Origin of the sequence: Hoyosella sp. YIM 151337 (assembly GCF_026041215.1) — a bacterium.
In the GTDB taxonomy this organism is placed as follows: Bacteria; Actinomycetota; Actinomycetes; order Mycobacteriales; family Mycobacteriaceae; genus Hoyosella.
The window spans coordinates 453460-469961 of the sequence record NZ_JAPEIQ010000006.1 but is presented as its reverse complement, the minus strand read 5'-3'; the positions used below and the strand labels follow the sequence as shown (position 1 = coordinate 469961).

19 protein-coding genes are annotated in these 16502 nt (G+C 63.1%); 14 read left to right on the top strand and 5 right to left on the bottom strand.

The window, feature by feature from the left end; all coding sequences use genetic code 11:
- Window positions 1-72: 72 nt before the first annotated feature.
- A complete protein-coding gene (locus tag ONR57_RS03660) occupies window positions 73-576 on the top strand; it encodes a hypothetical protein (RefSeq protein WP_265121544.1) in 504 nt (167 codons plus the stop codon).
- Window positions 573-1070, top strand: coding sequence for a flavin reductase family protein (locus ONR57_RS03655; RefSeq protein ID WP_265121543.1), 498 nt, complete (start codon window positions 573-575; stop codon window positions 1068-1070). The genes ONR57_RS03660 and ONR57_RS03655 overlap by 4 nt, the downstream gene beginning before the upstream one ends.
- Here ONR57_RS03655 and ONR57_RS03650 read toward each other — a convergent pair.
- From ONR57_RS03650 to ONR57_RS03640, 3 genes are all read right to left on the bottom strand, one after another.
- Window positions 1047-1940, bottom strand: coding sequence for an NAD(P)-dependent oxidoreductase (locus ONR57_RS03650; protein WP_265121542.1), 894 nt, complete (start codon window positions 1938-1940; stop codon window positions 1047-1049). The genes ONR57_RS03655 and ONR57_RS03650 overlap by 24 nt on opposite strands.
- Before the next feature lie 130 nt (window positions 1941-2070).
- Entirely contained in the window at window positions 2071-2721 is a 651-nt protein-coding gene (locus ONR57_RS03645) for a response regulator transcription factor (RefSeq protein WP_265121541.1), read from the bottom strand.
- Entirely contained in the window at window positions 2718-3833 is a 1116-nt protein-coding gene (locus ONR57_RS03640) for a sensor histidine kinase (protein ID WP_265121540.1), read from the bottom strand. Before ONR57_RS03640 ends, ONR57_RS03645 begins: the two co-directional genes overlap by 4 nt.
- A gap of 111 nt (window positions 3834-3944) precedes the next feature.
- Between ONR57_RS03640 and ONR57_RS03635 the strand changes: the two genes are divergently transcribed.
- From ONR57_RS03635 to ONR57_RS03615, 5 genes are all read left to right on the top strand, one after another.
- Window positions 3945-4694 carry an ABC transporter ATP-binding protein gene (locus tag ONR57_RS03635; RefSeq protein ID WP_265121539.1) on the top strand — a complete coding sequence of 250 codons (750 nt, stop codon included), beginning with the start codon at window positions 3945-3947 and terminating at the stop codon, window positions 4692-4694.
- A complete protein-coding gene (locus ONR57_RS03630; protein ID WP_265121538.1) occupies window positions 4691-5461 on the top strand; it encodes an ABC transporter permease in 771 nt (256 codons plus the stop codon). Before ONR57_RS03635 ends, ONR57_RS03630 begins: the two co-directional genes overlap by 4 nt.
- A gap of 7 nt (window positions 5462-5468) precedes the next feature.
- Window positions 5469-6074, top strand: a complete 606-nt coding sequence (locus ONR57_RS03625; protein WP_265121537.1) for a DUF998 domain-containing protein — start codon at window positions 5469-5471, stop codon at window positions 6072-6074.
- 96 nt (window positions 6075-6170) lie between these two features.
- Window positions 6171-6491 carry a helix-turn-helix domain-containing protein gene (locus tag ONR57_RS03620; protein ID WP_265121779.1) on the top strand — a complete coding sequence of 107 codons (321 nt, stop codon included), beginning with the start codon at window positions 6171-6173 and terminating at the stop codon, window positions 6489-6491.
- Window positions 6488-7240, top strand: coding sequence for a sulfite exporter TauE/SafE family protein (locus ONR57_RS03615; RefSeq protein ID WP_265121535.1), 753 nt, complete (start codon window positions 6488-6490; stop codon window positions 7238-7240). The genes ONR57_RS03620 and ONR57_RS03615 overlap by 4 nt, the downstream gene beginning before the upstream one ends.
- Here ONR57_RS03615 and ONR57_RS03610 read toward each other — a convergent pair.
- Window positions 7237-8490, bottom strand: a complete 1254-nt coding sequence (locus ONR57_RS03610) for an ROK family transcriptional regulator (protein WP_265121533.1) — start codon at window positions 8488-8490, stop codon at window positions 7237-7239. The two genes, ONR57_RS03615 and ONR57_RS03610, sit on opposite strands and share 4 nt — an antisense overlap.
- 211 nt (window positions 8491-8701) lie before the next feature.
- Here ONR57_RS03610 and ONR57_RS03605 point away from each other — a divergent pair, with 211 nt between their 5' ends.
- The 7 genes from ONR57_RS03605 to ONR57_RS03575 all read left to right on the top strand — a co-directional run bounded on the left by ONR57_RS03605 (window position 8702) and on the right by ONR57_RS03575 (window position 15723).
- The gene (locus tag ONR57_RS03605) at window positions 8702-8851 is read left to right on the top strand and encodes a hypothetical protein (RefSeq protein ID WP_265121532.1); all 150 of its coding nucleotides are present in this window, start codon (window positions 8702-8704) and stop codon (window positions 8849-8851) included.
- A gap of 9 nt (window positions 8852-8860) precedes the next feature.
- Entirely contained in the window at window positions 8861-10081 is a 1221-nt protein-coding gene (locus ONR57_RS03600) for an acyl-CoA dehydrogenase family protein (protein ID WP_265121530.1), read from the top strand.
- Window positions 10078-11490 carry an LLM class flavin-dependent oxidoreductase gene (locus ONR57_RS03595; protein ID WP_265121528.1) on the top strand — a complete coding sequence of 471 codons (1413 nt, stop codon included), beginning with the start codon at window positions 10078-10080 and terminating at the stop codon, window positions 11488-11490. The genes ONR57_RS03600 and ONR57_RS03595 overlap by 4 nt, the downstream gene beginning before the upstream one ends.
- 21 nt (window positions 11491-11511) lie before the next feature.
- Complete coding sequence (locus ONR57_RS03590; RefSeq protein ID WP_265121527.1) at window positions 11512-12876, top strand: styrene monooxygenase/indole monooxygenase family protein; 1365 nt, start codon at window positions 11512-11514, stop codon at window positions 12874-12876.
- A 138-nt stretch (window positions 12877-13014) separates the two neighbouring features.
- A complete protein-coding gene (locus tag ONR57_RS03585) occupies window positions 13015-14079 on the top strand; it encodes an ABC transporter substrate-binding protein (protein ID WP_265121526.1) in 1065 nt (354 codons plus the stop codon).
- Window positions 14076-14864, top strand: coding sequence for an ABC transporter ATP-binding protein (locus ONR57_RS03580; RefSeq protein ID WP_265121525.1), 789 nt, complete (start codon window positions 14076-14078; stop codon window positions 14862-14864). The genes ONR57_RS03585 and ONR57_RS03580 overlap by 4 nt, the downstream gene beginning before the upstream one ends.
- Window positions 14854-15723, top strand: coding sequence for an ABC transporter permease (locus ONR57_RS03575; protein WP_265121524.1), 870 nt, complete (start codon window positions 14854-14856; stop codon window positions 15721-15723). Before ONR57_RS03580 ends, ONR57_RS03575 begins: the two co-directional genes overlap by 11 nt.
- On the opposite strand, the gene ONR57_RS03570 is transcribed toward ONR57_RS03575, so the two are convergent.
- Window positions 15724-16491: an IclR family transcriptional regulator gene (locus tag ONR57_RS03570; protein WP_265121523.1), complete on the bottom strand. Its 768-nt coding sequence runs from the start codon at window positions 16489-16491 to the stop codon at window positions 15724-15726.
- Window positions 16492-16502 lie beyond the last annotated feature (11 nt).

Sequence of the window (16502 nt, the reverse complement as noted above, 5' to 3'; positions counted from 1 at the left end):
ACGCGAGAACACTTAAAACCACGGTGAATTCAAACCTCGAAAGAATGAGGCACTGCCGGTGTCCTGGATGACATGAGCATACCCAGTGTCGCAATCGAGTTCGGCGCCAAAGCGCCTCGCCCACCGTGGCATGACGTGTCTGGCGATGTCCCACCGCCGACCGGACAGTGGTGTGCATTGACGGCCCAGCCGGCGAACGGGCAGTTAATCCGCCTCACCGCGCGGGACCTCGGAGAGGCAAGACGGCGATTCGAAGGAATCCGCAGAAGTGATCCGCGTGCACTGGTGCTGCTCGACGTCTATGCCTACACCGCGGACACATGGGAGCGCGCACACGCGGAGTACCAGCGGCTTAATTCGTTCTGGCAGCCGGGCCGCGTACTCGATACCGTCACCTACGTTGGGACGCACCGCGGGCTCACGAGTTTGATCAGTGACATCGAAGCTGCTGGCGTCGCGAACGGTGTCACCGTGCAGGGGCCGGACGAGTGGTTGCACGACGTCCAGCGGAGCTTGCTGGAACCGTGGCTGGCTCACGCCTACGCACCCGAAGCGACATTGGTGGCGGCCTCATGAACGGCGCTGCCACTGCGCTGGCACTCGATTCACGAGAGTTGCGCCAGGCTTACGCGGCGCACCCAAGCGGAGTTGTCGCACTATGTGCCACCACGGACGGTGAGCGCACGGGGATGGCTCTCAGCAGTTTCGTTCCCGTCTCGCTAGAGCCCCCGCTCGTGGCCGTCTGCATCCAAAACACCTCGACGACGTGGCCGAAGCTGCTTCGCGCCGAAGCGCTGGGTATCAGCGTTCTGGGGACGGAGCACACTGCGGCGGTGCGCGCGCTGGCGAGCAAGTCGGGAGACCGGTTCGCGGGGGTGCACACCGAATCTAGACGTTCCGGTGCACTGTTCCTTGCGGGCTCCCCACTGACGCTGGAGGTGACTGTGCACGACGTCGTCGCCGCGGGAGACCACCAGCTCGTTTTGCTGGCGGTCCGCGACGTCACGGTGTGGGATGAAGGCGCACCACTCGTATTCCACCGCAGTTCATTTCATCGCCTCGCGGGGTGAAGGACGCCTTTCCTGTATCAGTTCGTACGTCCGTACCGGACGTGCTTCAGTGCTCGCTTCTATGGCGCGGGCATACACCTCTTGTACGGTGCGGGTGAGTGGTGCTGCTATACCAGCATCGTTGCTGGTATCGATGACGTGCTGTGCGCCGGCGTGCATCATCCGCAGGCTCGCGATGTCACCCCAGCCGCCCTGTTTTGCCGCGTCCGTGAAGTAGACCATGAAGTCTTTGATCGAATCCATGAAACGCCGCGCGTACGGGGTGAAGCGGTCGATTTCGCCCCCGGACTGTTCGATCGTCGCGAGCGCCTGCTCGTAGGACAGCACGAACGGGTGAAAGATCGTGAGAAGCCCCTGGTAGTACAGCTGCGCGAGACCATAGTCTGGGCCCAGGTATTCGGGCGGGCTCAGCGGCGTCAGCACATCTCGCAGCGCGCGGAAGATTTTTTCCGGTCCGCTGTAGAACACATAAGAGAGGGGGTGGGTGATGTCGTCGCCTTGTGACATGAACGCACCTGTCAGGTAGGAGCTGCCGTGGTCACGTACCCACTGGGCTCCCGCGCGGGTGTTCTGTGGTGAATCGGAGGTGAGGTTGACGATGGTCCTGCCGTTGAGGACGTTCGGTGCTTGGCTCAAAACGTCGTACATCGCCTCGTAGTGGGTGAGGCTGAGGAGTGCCACGTCATTTGCTTCGAGCGCTTCGGCGACCGTCTCGGCGCGTTTCGCACCGAGTGCGACCATCGCGTCCGCTTTGCTGGGGGTTCGATTCCAAACGGTGACTGCGGTGCCTGCCCTAAGTAGGGCCCGCGTGATCGCCTGTCCCATGGGGCCGAGGCCGATCACTGTAACGGATGGAGCGGAACTGGGCATGTGAATCCTTATGCGTGTGGGCTGGTTCAGGAACTCGATCGCGGCGCCGGAATCCATCGTCAGCCCAGATTGTGTGGCCCACAAGACCGCACTTAATTGTGCGGGACTTACCAAGACGTACGAATTATGGTCAGCGCAGTAATCCTTCGTGCAGGGCGCGGAGTACGGCGTTGGTGCGGTCGCGGGCCCCGAGCTTGACCAGGATTGTCGAAACGTGGTTTTTTACCGTGCCTTCGGCGAGGTGCAACGCCCCTGCGATCTCACGGTTGTTCAAACCCTCTGCGACGAGCCGCAGGACTTCTACCTCCCGCGCGGTCAGGTCCGCCGGAGGGAAGGTGTCGCCGGCAGGAGCGGGACCGGACCGAATTGCGCGCAGCAGTCTGTCAGTGATCGAGGGAGCGATGAGCGTGCCACCGGCTGCCAGCGTGTGAACCGCGGTTTTGAGTCGCTCCAGTGTGACGTCTTTGAGGAGGTAACCCTGTGCGCCTTGGCGCAGAGCTTCGAGCACGAGAGTGTCGTCATTGAAGGTGGTGAGCACCAGCACCGGCACCTCAAGTTCGCGCAGTCGCAGATTTTCGAGCGTCCAGAGGCCGTCATACCTGGGCATTCGCAGGTCGAGCAAAACGACGTCGGGGTTAGTTGCCGCAATCACATCAATCGCGGCGGCACCATCGCTTGCCTCGCCAACCACTCTGATATCGGCCAGTTCGAGAAGGCTGCGAATGCCGTGGCGCACCAGGTTCTGGTCGTCGACGATTACGACCGACAGCGGGCTAGTCATGAGGCGGGAACCCGGGCCGTGATGGTGAGGCCGCGCCCCGCGCCGCGTCCGCCGATCCGCACGTTGCCGCCAATCTCTTCGAACCTTTCCTTCATTCCCTGCAAACCATTGCCCAGCACGAGGCTGTCTGCGCCGCGGCCGTCATCGGCAGCGGTAAGAACGGTTGCACCGGTGGGGTCGCGGGCGATCTCAATCCACAGCTCGCGCGCGTTCGCGTGCCGTATCGTGTTGGTGATGATTTCCTGCACCGCAAGAATCAGCGCGGTGCTCTCGTCTTCGCTCACTTCGACGTCAGGCTCGACCTCCATCGAAATACTCAATCCGGGCAGGTCTTTCACGATCTCGCTGAGGGTCGCTGCGAGATCGGCGGAGCCGTTTCGCAGCTCGCCTACGGTGCTGCGGACGTCGCGGAGGAGATCGCGTGCGACGGACTGCGCTCGCTCAACGTGTTCGCGCGCCCGACTGCCCTCACGGTGGCGCGCCGCTTCGAGTTCCAGGCTGAGGACGGTGAGCTGATGGCCGATGGTGTCATGCAGATCCCTGGAGATGCGTAACCGTTCTGAGGTCCGCGCGGACTCAGCCAGCAGTACGGTTGCAGCCCTCAGTTCGACGTGCGCTTCCGTCAACTGGCGCCGCAACTGCTGCTCACGGATGATGGCGAGCGACGACAGCACTGACATGGCTTGCAGTGCCAGGTAGAGGCCAGTAACGATGGCAGCTTCCTGCAGTGAGTCGCTGTAGCGGACAGCGATTGCCCCAATCACCAGCGTGTTCAGCAGCACGATGACCGCCGTGCCCGCAAGTCGCGTCGTGTACACACTGAGTGCGGCCATAGCGATCAGCAGGATTGGCAAGAAGCCCAGGCTAGGTGCACCAGCGACGACGATCCACGAGGCAGCGACCGCGGTTCCGAGAGCGAGATGCCGAGGGCCCGGGCGGTGTTCGAACGCGAACGCGGCGAGGGCGGCTCCGAGCATTGCGGCGAACGCCACGACCCACCACAGTCGCGGGATAGCGGTGTCGACCAGTCCGATCAGTGCGGGGGCACCAAGGCCGACGACGACGGCCAGCAAAACGATGCCAGCCCACGTCTCAGGATCCACACGGCGCATTAACTCAGCCTAGAGGCCAGGCGAGTGCCGGGGAGGTGCCGATAGTCATGGGTACGAATAATGACTGTCGGCACAAGCGCGCGCCGGCACCGCGAACCTACCGTCGTTCACATGAATTCGTCAGTACTCGCTATCGAAGTAGACCAGCTTCACAAGCGCTACCGTTCCAAGGTCGCTGTCGGCGATGTATCGCTGCGTGTCGAACAGGGGCAGGTCATCGGCATCCTCGGGGCTAACGGTGCCGGGAAAACAACTACTGTCGAGACGATCGCCGGCCTGCGCAAACCCGACCGCGGCACAGTGCGGGTCCTCGGTCTCGATCCGCGTCGTGACCAGGCGAAACTACGCCAGGTCCTCGGTGTGCAACTGCAGAACGCGTACCTTCATCACGCGCTCACGGCTGCGGAACTCGTCGAGTTGTACCGCAGCTTCTATCCCAATCCGCGTGGCGCGGACGAGACACTGGATCTCGTCGAGTTGTCGGCGCACCGCGGCACACAGTTCGAGAAACTCTCGGGTGGTCAGCAACAGCGCTTGTCAGTTGCGCTGGCTCTCATCGGACGACCGCGTGTGGTGATCCTCGATGAGCTCACCACCGGGCTTGATCCACGCGCCCGCCGCCGGATGTGGGCGGCGATCGAGAGACTGCGTGACGAGGGCGTCACGGTGGTTCTCGTAAGCCATGCCATGGACGAGGTGAGCCGCTTGTGCGACACGATCGCGCTGTTAGACGCAGGCCGGGTTATCGCGCAGGGAGCACCGGCGCAAGTCACCGCGGAAGCGGGGGCAGCGGACCTCGAAGAAGCTTTTGTTCGGCTGACGGGACACGAGGTCCACGACGAAATGGAGGCGGATCGATGACCACAACGATCGAGGCCCACCGTCCGGGCCCGCGAGCCTGGGCCACACTCGCCAAGTGCGAAGCAAAGATGGTGATTCGCGATACTGCCGGGCTAGTAGTGCCCATTGGTTTGCCCTTGCTGATTCTCATCATGAGCGCGTCGGCAGCTGGCTCCGAGGCCGCCGGTGATACCGGACTGACGGGTCTGGAAGTGTATGTGCTGCCGCTGGTGTTCGCAATGGTGATAGCGGCGATTGGCATCATCAACATGCCAAGCTTCCTTGCGTACTACCGGCGTACCGGAATCCTGCGGCGGCTTTCTGTGACACCCGCTTCACCCGCAATGGTGCTGGTGGCGCAGGCGGTGGTGAGCCTGATCCAGGCGGTAATTGGCATCAGCGCTGCCCTCGCGGTCGCGGTGCTGGTGTTCGGCGCGCAGTTCCCGGCTGCACCGGTGGCAGCTCTTGGCGTCGCTCTGCTGGGTTTGGCCGCGATGTACGGCGTGGGCATGATTGTTGCTGCGGTGGCGCCAACACCGAACTCGGCGGTGGCGATCGGTCTGATTGCTTTTTTCGCCATTGGAGCGCTCGGTGGCTTGTTCGGCGGACCTGGGTCGCTGCCCGACGGGCTAGCGAGAGTCGGCGAGCATTTGCCGTTTGGTGCGACGATGCAGGCGCTGGGTGCAGCGTGGGCCGGGAGCGGCATTGATCCCGCCCACCTCGTGAGCCTCGGCGCGGCGGTGCTGGTCGGCGGAATTGTCGCGGCGGCGCTGTTCCGATGGGATTAGGCGTCCGATGGGATTAGGCGCGGTGATTGCGGCAGTCGCCGCAATCACCTTCATCGTGGTTTTCCTGTGGGACGGGTGGACGAGGCCTGGATACAACCCGGCCCGCCACCCAGTGAGCGCACTGGCGCTCGGTGCTCGCGGATGGATCCAGGCTTCGAACTTCTTTGTCTGTGGAGTGGCGATTGCGGTCGGGGGAGTCGCGGTCGCCGGTATCACGTGGCCTCTCGGCGCCGCGATCACCGTTTTCGGCCTGGCGCTGGTCGCGTCGGGCGTCTTCCCGATGGATGCGATGCGGGGGTATCCGCCCGGCACTCCAGATACGACACCGGCAGTGCTGTCACGCCGTCACCGTTGGCATGACCGCGCTGGTGCCGTCGCGTTCACGTGCATGCCTGTGATGCCGGCGATTGCGGCGTTCAGCACCGCCTTTGGCTGGGAGGTGCGCGGGTACTCCGCAGCCACTGCGGCGGCGGCAGTGGTCCTGGTCGGCCGTTTTGGAAGTGCCTGGGAGAAGGACGATGACCGAACGGGCGTCTGGCAACGTGCAGCCCTCATCACTGTGCTGGTATGGCTTGCGATCATCAGCACGGTGGTAGCTTTTCGCTCTCTGTGAGGTGCGCATGTGTCACAGCACGCGAGTATTCTTCCTGGAGGATCGCCGGGACAGTTTGGGAGGCGAACGCTGGTGGAGTCGCAGGACGTTGCTGACATGTGTGGCATGAGCGTTGCCATTGAGGTGGTGGGCGGAAAATGGAAGCTGCACATCATGTGGGTGCTCGGTGACGGCCCGCAGCGTTTTGGGCAGATCCGGCGGATGCTCGACGGCGTCAGCGAGAAGGTACTGACGGAGCAACTGCGTCAGATGGAGGCCGACGGTGTTGTGCACCGTGAGTTTTTTCCGGAGATACCCCCGCGCGTTGAGTATTCACTTACCGCACTCGGTGAGGAGCTGAAAGTCGCGCTGAAGTCCCTAGAGGATTGGGGAGAGAAGCGGCGCGCAGATCTGCTCGCCGAAGCCGCTTCGGCGTGACCGCGCAGATGCTCGCCGCGGTCCTTGCCGCGGTGGCGGTAGGGACTGTGCTGCAGCGTGTTTCCGGAACGGGTGTCGGGCTGGTTGTGGCACCGACGCTGGCGGTTCTGCTGGGCCCGGTGCAGGGGATCTTGGCCACGAACATCATTACGTCGATGTCTGGTGCGCTGATCACGCTGTACGTCTGGAAGTACGTCGATTGGCGGCGGTACGCGATGCTCGCCCCAGCGGCCGTGATCGGGGCAGTCCCCGGTGCTCTGGTGGTGCGTGCTGTGCCCGCCGCCTGGCTGCAGATCAGTATCGGGGCGCTCGTGCTGCTCACCCTCGCGATCACGTATCTCGTGCGGACCTTGCCACACCTGGAAGGCCCGGCCGCCACCGGGCTCGCGGGGACAGCCGGGGGGTTCTTCAACACGACAGCGGGCATTGCGGCACCCGCCATGGTCGTGTATGCCCTGGTGTCCCGCTGGGACCAGCGGGCCTTCGCCGCCACGATGAACCCGGTGTTCATGACAATGGGACTTGTGTCTTTCCTGGTCAAAGTTGCCTTCGGAGCGACCGGGCCGGAAGGTCTGCCGCCGTGGTGGACACTGCTCGCAGTAACAGCGACGGTATTGGTCGCGACCTTCGGCGGCGGGCTCGTCGCCCGCCGCGTCTCGCCGGGTCTGGGGCGTGCACTCGCCCTGTCACTGGCCGCGGCAGGCGCGTTGGTGGCGATCATCAGGGGAGCGCTCGCATTGATCGGCTAGACAGCGCCGGCAGAGTGGGCAAGGCGTGCTTTTTGCAGCGCCGCGAGCGGATCGGCGTGGAGCACACTGAGTGCGACCGCCGCGGCAGCATGCTCTTGTACCCGATTTCCGAATCCAGTCACCAGCACGTTCCTGCCGGGGAGTGCGCTGGTACGGGCGAAGGATTGCGCGAAAGCAGGCATCGCCTCGGGAAATTGGGTGAACGCCTGGCCGCCGAGTATCACGTCGTCAGGATTGAATAGGTCGCGCAGCATCGCGACGATCCCGCCAAGAACCTCGGCACGTTCAGTCAGGATCGCTGTTGCTGACGAATCGCCCGCGCGCGCTTTGTGATGCAGTTCAGAGATCGACGCCGTATCGGGAGAGAGCACACCCCACTCGATTCCCCGGTCGATCATGGCCTGATCGCTCACTGTGGCCTCGAGGCAACCGCTTCGGCCACACGGGCACGCCACACTCGACCCGGTGGGGAAGTGCGAGATGGAACCCGGCCCGCTGTTCGGCGTGTGCACTCGTCCAGCAAGGGTCAGCGCGGTACCGACGGTTTCGCGTGCGTAGAAGTACAAGCTGCTTCGTTCCTTTGCGGAGGCCGCACCCTGCGTGGGTGTGAACAGCAACTCCGCGGCGGCCATCGCTTCAACGTGGGGGGAGAGCGATACAGGAACCGCCAGCGCTTCACCGATCACCTCACCGACGGGTGCGTCGAGCCAGTCGAGCCGGGGATGCGTCGCGGTGCCGGACTGTGGATCCACACGTCCGCCGAGTGCTACTCCGGCCCAGAGGAATTGCCTTCGGAACCGTGCGGTGAATGACGCTGCGCTCTGCGCAATGGACGCGAGCGCGGTCAGTTGATGCCCGGGCGGGGTCGGTATCCGGATGCCGCCAAGCAACTTGCCGCGAATGTCACTCGCCACCAGCGTGGTGACCGCCGCCCCGATGTGGATGCCGAGGGTGGCAAACGGTTCGTGATTCGTTTCGAAGGGCACCCGTGGTCGCCCTACGGCGCCAGGAGTGGAGAGGTCGGCTCGTTCCCGCAGCAGGCCGGCCGATAAGAGGGCAGACACGTGGCGATTGACGGTGGCGATGCTCGAACCGGTGAGTTGCGCAGCCCGCTCCCGCGCAATCGGTCCCTCTTGCACGGCGACACGCAGTATCGCCGCAGCGGGACTGTCGGCCCGCTCGAACCGGGGTGGCGTCACCAGTACCGGCGCGGATTGGATGTGGCGAGAAGAAATAGGTGTAACAGTCACAGGAAGTCACTCTCTTGTGCCGAAAATGCGAATCCAGGAAAGAGAAAGCGGCGCGAGATCAGATCTGACCACGCGCCCTCACGACATCCGGGTTCGAATGTCGAGGGATCAGCAACAGTGCATACAGCACATTCGACACATTCCCGACGTCAGGGCCGTTGCCGCAGCCAGCGAGGCGTGCTCAGGGCGTGACGTGGAAAGAGACATGTGGATGAACGTAGCACTCGCAGGGGTTGAAAACCAGGTGATCGACGCCACGCGGGTTGTCACCGTCTTCTCCGGATTTCGCTCGCGCCGAGCAGAAGTCGTGCCTTTTCCGCGCCGCCCGGCAATTGTTGTGCCGATCGCATTACCTACCTGAGGAGTAACAGTGGGGAGCACAACACTCGGCGCGGCCGCGCAGCCCACCGAACAGGAGCTGAAGGAACGTTTTCAGCCAATATTCGACCAGATAGCGGAAGGCGCAATCCAGCGCGAAAAGGATCGCCGGCTGCTCTTCGACGAGGTCGAACTGTTGCGCAGTGCTCGCTTCGGCGCGCTTCGTGTGCCTGTGGAGTTGGGCGGCTTCGGAGTGTCCGTTCGTCAACTGTTTACGCTGCTTATCGACTTGGCTGCGGCGGAATCGAACCTGCCGCAGGCGTTGCGTGTGCATTGGTCGTTCGTCGAGGACCAGCGGTTGTCGGGTGACGCCCAGGCGCGGGTCTGGCTCGATGCTGTCGCAGCGGGCGCATTCGTGGGCAATGCGATCACGGAGCCAGGGATCGGCGCGGCAGACAGGTATCAGACGGTGCTCACGCGGGACGGCGACAAAAGGATTCTCAACGGCACGAAGTATTACAGCACGGGAAGTCTGTATTCGGACTACATCCTTGTCGCAGCGGACTACGACGGTGAGCGTGTGTCCGTCCTCGTGGATGCCCAGCAACCGGGAGTTGAGCAGGCCGATGACTGGGACGGTTTCGGTCAGCAGCTCACGGTGAGCGGAACCACCACATTCACCGATGTTGTTGTGCCGGAAGACCGGATACTCGGCCCGGGATATGGGGCGCCCGGACGCACCTACGTCACCGCTTACCTTCAGCTGGTCCAACTCGCTGTCCTTGCGGGAATCGCACAGCGCGCGGAAGCGGAGACTGTGGAGTGGGTGCGTCAGCGAACCCGGACGTTCACCCATGCCGCAGCTGATGTGCCGCGCAATGATCCGCTGGTTCAGCAGGTCATCGGCAAGCTCGCGGCCGCGACTTTCGGGGCGCGTGCCGCGGTGCTCGCAGTCGCAGATGACCTCGATGTTTTGCTCGATGCTGGCGGTGACGACCCCCAGTTGCTGGACCAGGCAGAAGCAGCGGCCGCGCAGGCCCAGTCGGTGGTTATCGGCCTCGTCCTCGACGCGACATCGCAGCTGTTCGAAGTGGGCGGCGCCTCGATCACATCGTCGGGTCCCGCTCTGGATCGCCACTGGCGCAACGCGCGAACGATCTCGGCGCATAACCCACTTATATTCAAGGAACAAGCACTGGGCGCATACCTGCTGAACGGTGATGCGCTGCCGTATGCGTGGAGCGCTGGGCGCTTCTCAAAGCAGTCAGCATGACCAGGCGAATTCGTTTCAACGCGTTCGACATGAACTGCGTCGCCCACCAGTCGCCAGGCCTGTGGCGGCACCCAGCGGACCAGTCTCAGCGGTATACCGATATCGGATACTGGACTGGGCTTGCCACGCTGCTGGAGCGGGGTGTCTTTGACGGGCTGTTCATCGCGGATGTTCTGGGCACATATGACGTGTACGGCGGCACCGATGAAGCGGCGTTGCGGGAGGGTGCCCAGATACCGGTCGCTGATCCCATTCTGCTCGTCTCCGCGATGGCTGCCGCAACACAGCACCTCGGCTTTGGCATCACCACGGGCACAGGGTTCGAGCACCCTTACCCATTTGCGCGTCGGCTATCGACTCTCGATCACCTCACTCAAGGACGTATTGGGTGGAACGTCGTCACGGGCTACCTGCCGTCTGCGGCGCGGAACTTCGGCGCCGCGGATCAGCTTGACCACGACGCCCGCTACGACCATGCCGACGAGTACCTGGAAGTGCTGTACAAGCTCTGGGAGGGGTCGTGGGAAGACGGCGCGGTCGTACGAGACCGTGAACGCGGCGTGTATGTCGACGCGGACAAAGTGCATCACATTGGGCACCGGGGTGAGCATTTTTCGGTTCCGGGCATTCACCTGTCCGAACCATCCCCACAACGCACGCCAGTGATCTACCAGGCCGGCGCCTCACCTCGTGGAATCCGCTTTGCCTCGGAGCACGCAGAGGCGATCTTCGTGGCGGCACCGTCCAAACGTGTGCTGAGGGAGACGGTGCGGCGTATACGACAAGGCCTTGTAGCAGCGGGCCGCGCACCTGATGCTGCACGGATTTACGCGCTCGCGACCATCATCACGGACAGAACGGACGCGGCGGCCGCTGCCAAGCATGAGGAATTCAAACGGTACGCAAGTCTCGAGGGCGGACTTGTCTTCACATCCGGGTGGATGGGCATCGACCTTTCCCGCTACGACCTCGATGAGCCAATCGGAAACGTCGAAAGCAATGCGATCCGTTCGGCTGTCGCCGCGTTCCAGGAGTCGGGAGATGACGGTCGCGAATGGCTGGTTCGTGACATTGCTGAATGGGCCAGCATCGGTGGGCTGGGCCCGCGATTCGTTGGGTCAGGCAACACTGTGGCAGACCAGTTGCAGAAGTGGGTTTCAGACACCGGCGTCGACGGCTTCAACCTCGCTTACGCGATCACCCCGGGGTCCTTTGAAGACGTCATTACCCATGTAGTGCCTGTGTTGCAGGAACGCGGTGCGTACCCGGCGACGTACTCGCACGGGACCTTGAGAGAGAAGCTTTTCGGCCTGGGAGCACGGCTCCCAGACGGCCATCGAGGAGTTCGCTACCGCCCTGGCGGTGACCTCTCCACCATCACATCGCGCTATCGCGCCGATGTCAGCTGACAACGAGAATCTGGAGTGGAAATGTCTGAACAGCAACAACGGTCTGTAGCGGTAATCGGCGCGGGTCTCGCGGGATCATCTGCGGCACTCGGGTTTCTGAACGCTGGGTTCAACGTGACCTTGTACAGCGACAGGGCTCGTCGGGGGCTGCGTGACGACGTGCCACCGACTGGCAGCGCTGTATATTTCGGGAAGTCCCGGGAAGCAGATGCGCGCATCATCGAAGATCTCTACGGAGAAGAAACGCTGACTACCGGGCTCAGCACTCGCCTGCACACGGGCTACGGCGACGAGCGCGGCGAAATTCTCGAGTTCGACCCCGAATTCGGCTACTTCGCACAGGCTGTGGACGTCCGCCTGCGAGCTGCCGATCGGATCGACCGATTCGTTCAACGCGGTGGAGTATTCGAAGTACGCACAGTGACTGTTGACGAGCTGGACGCCATCGCCGGAAAGCACGCCCTGACACTCGTGGCGACGGGCAAGGGCGGTCTCGTGTCATTGTTCCCTGTGGACGAGGAGCGGACGGTGTACCGCACGCCGCAGCGTTCCCTCCTTCTGGTGACGCTGCAGGCAAAAGGCGACAGTCCAGATTTCGGGTACCGAACCCAGAATGGCCGTGTCCACAACCTGTTCAATTTGCACACCGACTTCGGGGAGGCGTGGCTGGGGCCGTTCCTGCACAAGGACGCTGGCCCGTCGTGGAGTTTTCTCGGCTTTGCTAAGCCGGGCAGTCCGTGGGAGGAGCGCTTCACACGGGCAATCGATGTCCACAGCGCGCGCAACGTCGTCGTCGATTTCTACCGCGAGTACTTTCCCAATGACGCCCCCGAGGTGGAGAAGCTTGAAGCGATCGTCTCGGATCCGCATTCGTGGCTGCGGGGCGCGGTGACTCCCACGGTCCGCAAGGCTGTGGGCACGACGAGCAGCGGCCATGCGGTGGCAGCTATTGGAGATGCGGCCATTGCGTTCGATCCGCTGGCGGGGCAGGGGGCACAAAACGCTATCGTGCAGGTCGCCGCTTTGGTTGCTGCGGCAGCTTCACACAAAGGCGAGTTCAGCGCCGACTGGCTCGGGGAGCAATTCGACACACACTGGGAGGAGCGAGGCAATGCCGCGGCGGAAGTCACCAGGCTTTTCCTGGGTGATCCGAAGTATGCCGCTCATGCGGAGTTACTCTTCCCAGCCGCAGCTGTGAGCGAGCGCGTGGCAGCGGCGCTGTTTGGGTTCCTGTCCGAGCCGGACCGACTCACCGCCCTCAAGGACCGAGACGATGTGCTGGGCTACATCTCTGAGATAGCGGGTGAACCCAGTGGCGACGTGCTCTCACGGTTCGCGCCGAGCAGCGGATTCACCGCATCACCGGCGGCTGCGGCGCGAGTATGAGCCGCTGTACCCACCACCACCGGGATGCAGCGGGAGACAGAGTCATCGTCGCCATGGTCGATGTCTGCATCCATTCTGTGGGAAAAGTTCCCGCAGCGATTTGTGGAATTCTTTCCCACAAACGTATGCTTCTGAGTCATGAAAATGAGTCGGAAGAGTGGTCGCTGGTCGGCCACCGCACGGTTAGCCGCTGTAATCCTCGGTTTCGGGCTGGCCGTTTCCGGCTGTACCAGTGCGGATCAGAACGAAGGGGCAGCATCCACCGTCCGCGTAGGAATGTTCCCGAACGTCACGCACGCGCCCGCGCTCGTAGGCGTGGAGAATAGCCTTCTCCAGGAAGCGCTTGGCGATGACGTAGAACTCGAAGTGCACTATTTCAATGCGGGTGGCGAGGCCGCGCAGGCGCTGCTCGCAGGTGCGATCGACATCACCTACATTGGGCCCAACCCAGCGATCAACGCCTTCCAGCGCTCAAACGGAGAAGCGGTGCGCCTAATCTCCGGATCCACTTCTGGCGGCGCCTTCTTCGTTGTGCGGGAGGGCATTGACGGCCCTGACGACCTTGAAGGTGCGACGCTCGCCTCGCCGCAGCCGATAGGGAACACGCAGGATGTCGCACTGCGGGCGTGGCTCGCGGAGCAGGGGCTCCAAACCGATACGCAGGGTGGCGGTGATGTGTCGATTAGATCGATGGCGAATGCGGACGTACTCCAGGCCTTTCAGCAGGGTGACCTCGATGGTGCCTGGGTTCCGGAGCCTTGGGCGACACGACTGGTAGATGAGGCGGGGGGCAAGGTGCTTGTTGATGAGCGTGACCTTTGGCCCAACAGGCAGTACGTCACGACGCACATCCTCGCGTCGACGTCGTTCCTCGACAGCAACCCGGAGATCGTACGCGCCATCCTTTCAGCCCACCTCGACGCGCTGGAGTTCGTGAACGCCAACCCGGATGAGGCACAGACTATTACGCTGGACGGCATCGAGAACGCGATCGGTACGCGGCTGTCAGCCGAACTGATCGCGGCCGCGTGGCAGAACCTCGAGTTCACGCCAGATCCGATTGCCTCTTCCCTGCAGGAATCCGCAGACGACGCGATCGCGGCGGGACTGCTTGAGCCGGTAGATCTAGCCGGGATTTACGATCTCACGATTCTCAATGAACTCCTTCGGGAGCGCGGTGCACCGGAGGTGTCTGACTCATGAGTATCCTCGCGTCCGGCTCACGCGCGGCGGTGGTCGAACATGCTGGCACAGCCGTCACACTCGACCACGTCAGCAAGACGTACGGTCACGGAAAAACAGCTGTTCAAGCACTCGACCGGGTCGCTCTCGGTGTCACAAAAGGCGAGTTCCTATGCCTGGTTGGCGCGTCTGGCTGCGGCAAGAGCACCCTGCTGAACCTCATTTCTGGGCTCGACAAACCAACCGACGGCTCGGTGCGCGTACAGGGGCGCGCCGCACTTATGTTCCAGGAGTCAGCACTGTTCCCCTGGCTCACTGTGGCTGCCAATGTAGAGCTCGCGCTCAAGCTGCGCGGCGTCGGGCGGCGGGAGCGTAAACAGCGGGCACAGGAACTGCTCGCAGCGGTTCACTTGGACGCCTTCGCGGGGAAGCGGCCGCACGAACTTTCTGGCGGTATGCGTCAGCGTGTCGCGATTGCTCGCGCCTTCGCTCAGGATGCGGACGTGCTGCTGATGGATGAACCGTTCGGGGCGCTCGACGCGATGACCCGCGACGTTCTGCACGGTGAGCTGGAGCGGCTGTGGCGCGAACGAGGCCTCACCGTCATTTTCGTCACCCATAACGTGCGTGAAGCCGCACGCCTCGCCGACCGCGTTGTTGTGCTGTCGAGCCGTCCCGGCAGAATTCTCGAGACATTCGATGTCGGCATACCGCGTCCGCGACGGATCGAATCCCCCGAGGTGTCCGAGCTGGCGAGCACGATCACTGATGTGCTGAAGGGGGAGGTGCGCCGTCATGGCCGCTGATGTCGCGCAACTAGACCAGGAAATCCAGGGACTCGATCGACTGGAAACTCCGCAGGAAGCGAAAAAGCCGCTAGCCGTGCGGATCTGGAGTGCCGTGTGGCCCAAGGTAGGGGCCGTCGCCCTTGCGCTCGGCCTTTGGCAACTCGTCGTGCTGAGCGGCTGGAAACCGGAGTACCTTCTGCCTGGCCCAGCCGATGTGTTCGCTGAGCTGTGGCGCCGGACGCTCGACGGCAGCCTCGTTGAGGCCACGCTTGTCACTCTGCAGCGCGGCGCGAGTGGGTTCGCACTCGCGCTTGTCATCGGGGTCGTCGTTGGTAGTCTCGTGGCGCGAATACGGGTACTACGGGCGGCGTTCGGGTCGTTCATCACCGGACTTCAGACGATGCCGTCAGTCGCGTGGGTGCCGCTCGCGATCCTGCTGTTCCCGTTCAGCGGGCAGCAGGCGATCTTTTTCGTCGTCGTCCTCGGTGCGGCGCCGTCGATCGCGAACGGGCTCATCAGTGGTGTTGATCAGATACCGCCGCTGTGGCTGCGGGCCGGTCACGTTCTAGGAGCCCGGGGGGTTTCCCTTTATCGCCACGTCATCCTTCCCGCAGCGCTACCCACTTTTGTGGCTGGGCTGAAGCAGGGCTGGGCGTTTGCCTGGCGAAGCTTGATGGCCGGTGAACTCATCGTGACAGCTGCCGGGCAATCCTCACTCGGACATACGCTGCAGATCTCTCGTGACCTCGGTGATGCCCACGGCTTGCTAGCCACCATGATCATCATTTTGGCAGTGGGTATCCTCGTCGACAGTCTTGTATTCGGCCAGATTGAACAGGCGCTGCTCCGGCGGCGCGGTCTGCTTGAGAACAAGTGACTATTCGCCTACCAGCAGGGCAGCGATACGCGCGACCTTCTGCCCTGCCGTACGGGCAAGTCGGGGGACCTCGTCGTCAGTCATTCGCACGGTAGGTCCCTGCACTGCAACCGCCGCGACGGCGGTGCCACTGTGGTGCAGGACCGGAACCGCGACAGCGCGCACGCCGGGGTTTCTCTCTTCATCGTTAAGAGCCCAGCCGCGCCGTCGCACCGCCTGGAGTTCCTCCGCGAGTTTCTTGCGGTTCGTGATGCTTTTTTCCGTCGCACCAGAGAGCGGTCCGAGGCCCGCTAGCTGGTCATCTATCGACCCGCTGTAGGCGAGGAAACACTTACCCATCGCGGAGACATTGAGCGGCACACGGGTTCCCGGCACTTGATCGAACCGTAATGGCTGTGGTGACGCGGCGTGCAACACGATCTGCACTTCGTTGCCGGTGCGGATCCCAAGGTTCACAGATTCGCCCGTTTCCGCGGCGAGTTCATCGAGGATCGGCTGTGCCCTGCTGTACCCGAGTTGTTCCTGCGCGTGCCGTCCGAACATGACAAGCGTAGGGCCGAGCAGATAGCGCTCACCCCGCGCATCCTGCACAAGGAGACCCTCGTGGGTCAGCACCCGGACAATCCGGTGCACGGTGCTGATCGTCAGCCCCGTCGTTGTCGCCAACTCAGTGATCCCGAGACTTTCGCTCGTGGACACGAAACACCTGAGGATCGTGATGGCACGTTCAACAGCCTGGGCACCAGAACGGGGCGGTGAATCGGTCACACCCGAATCCT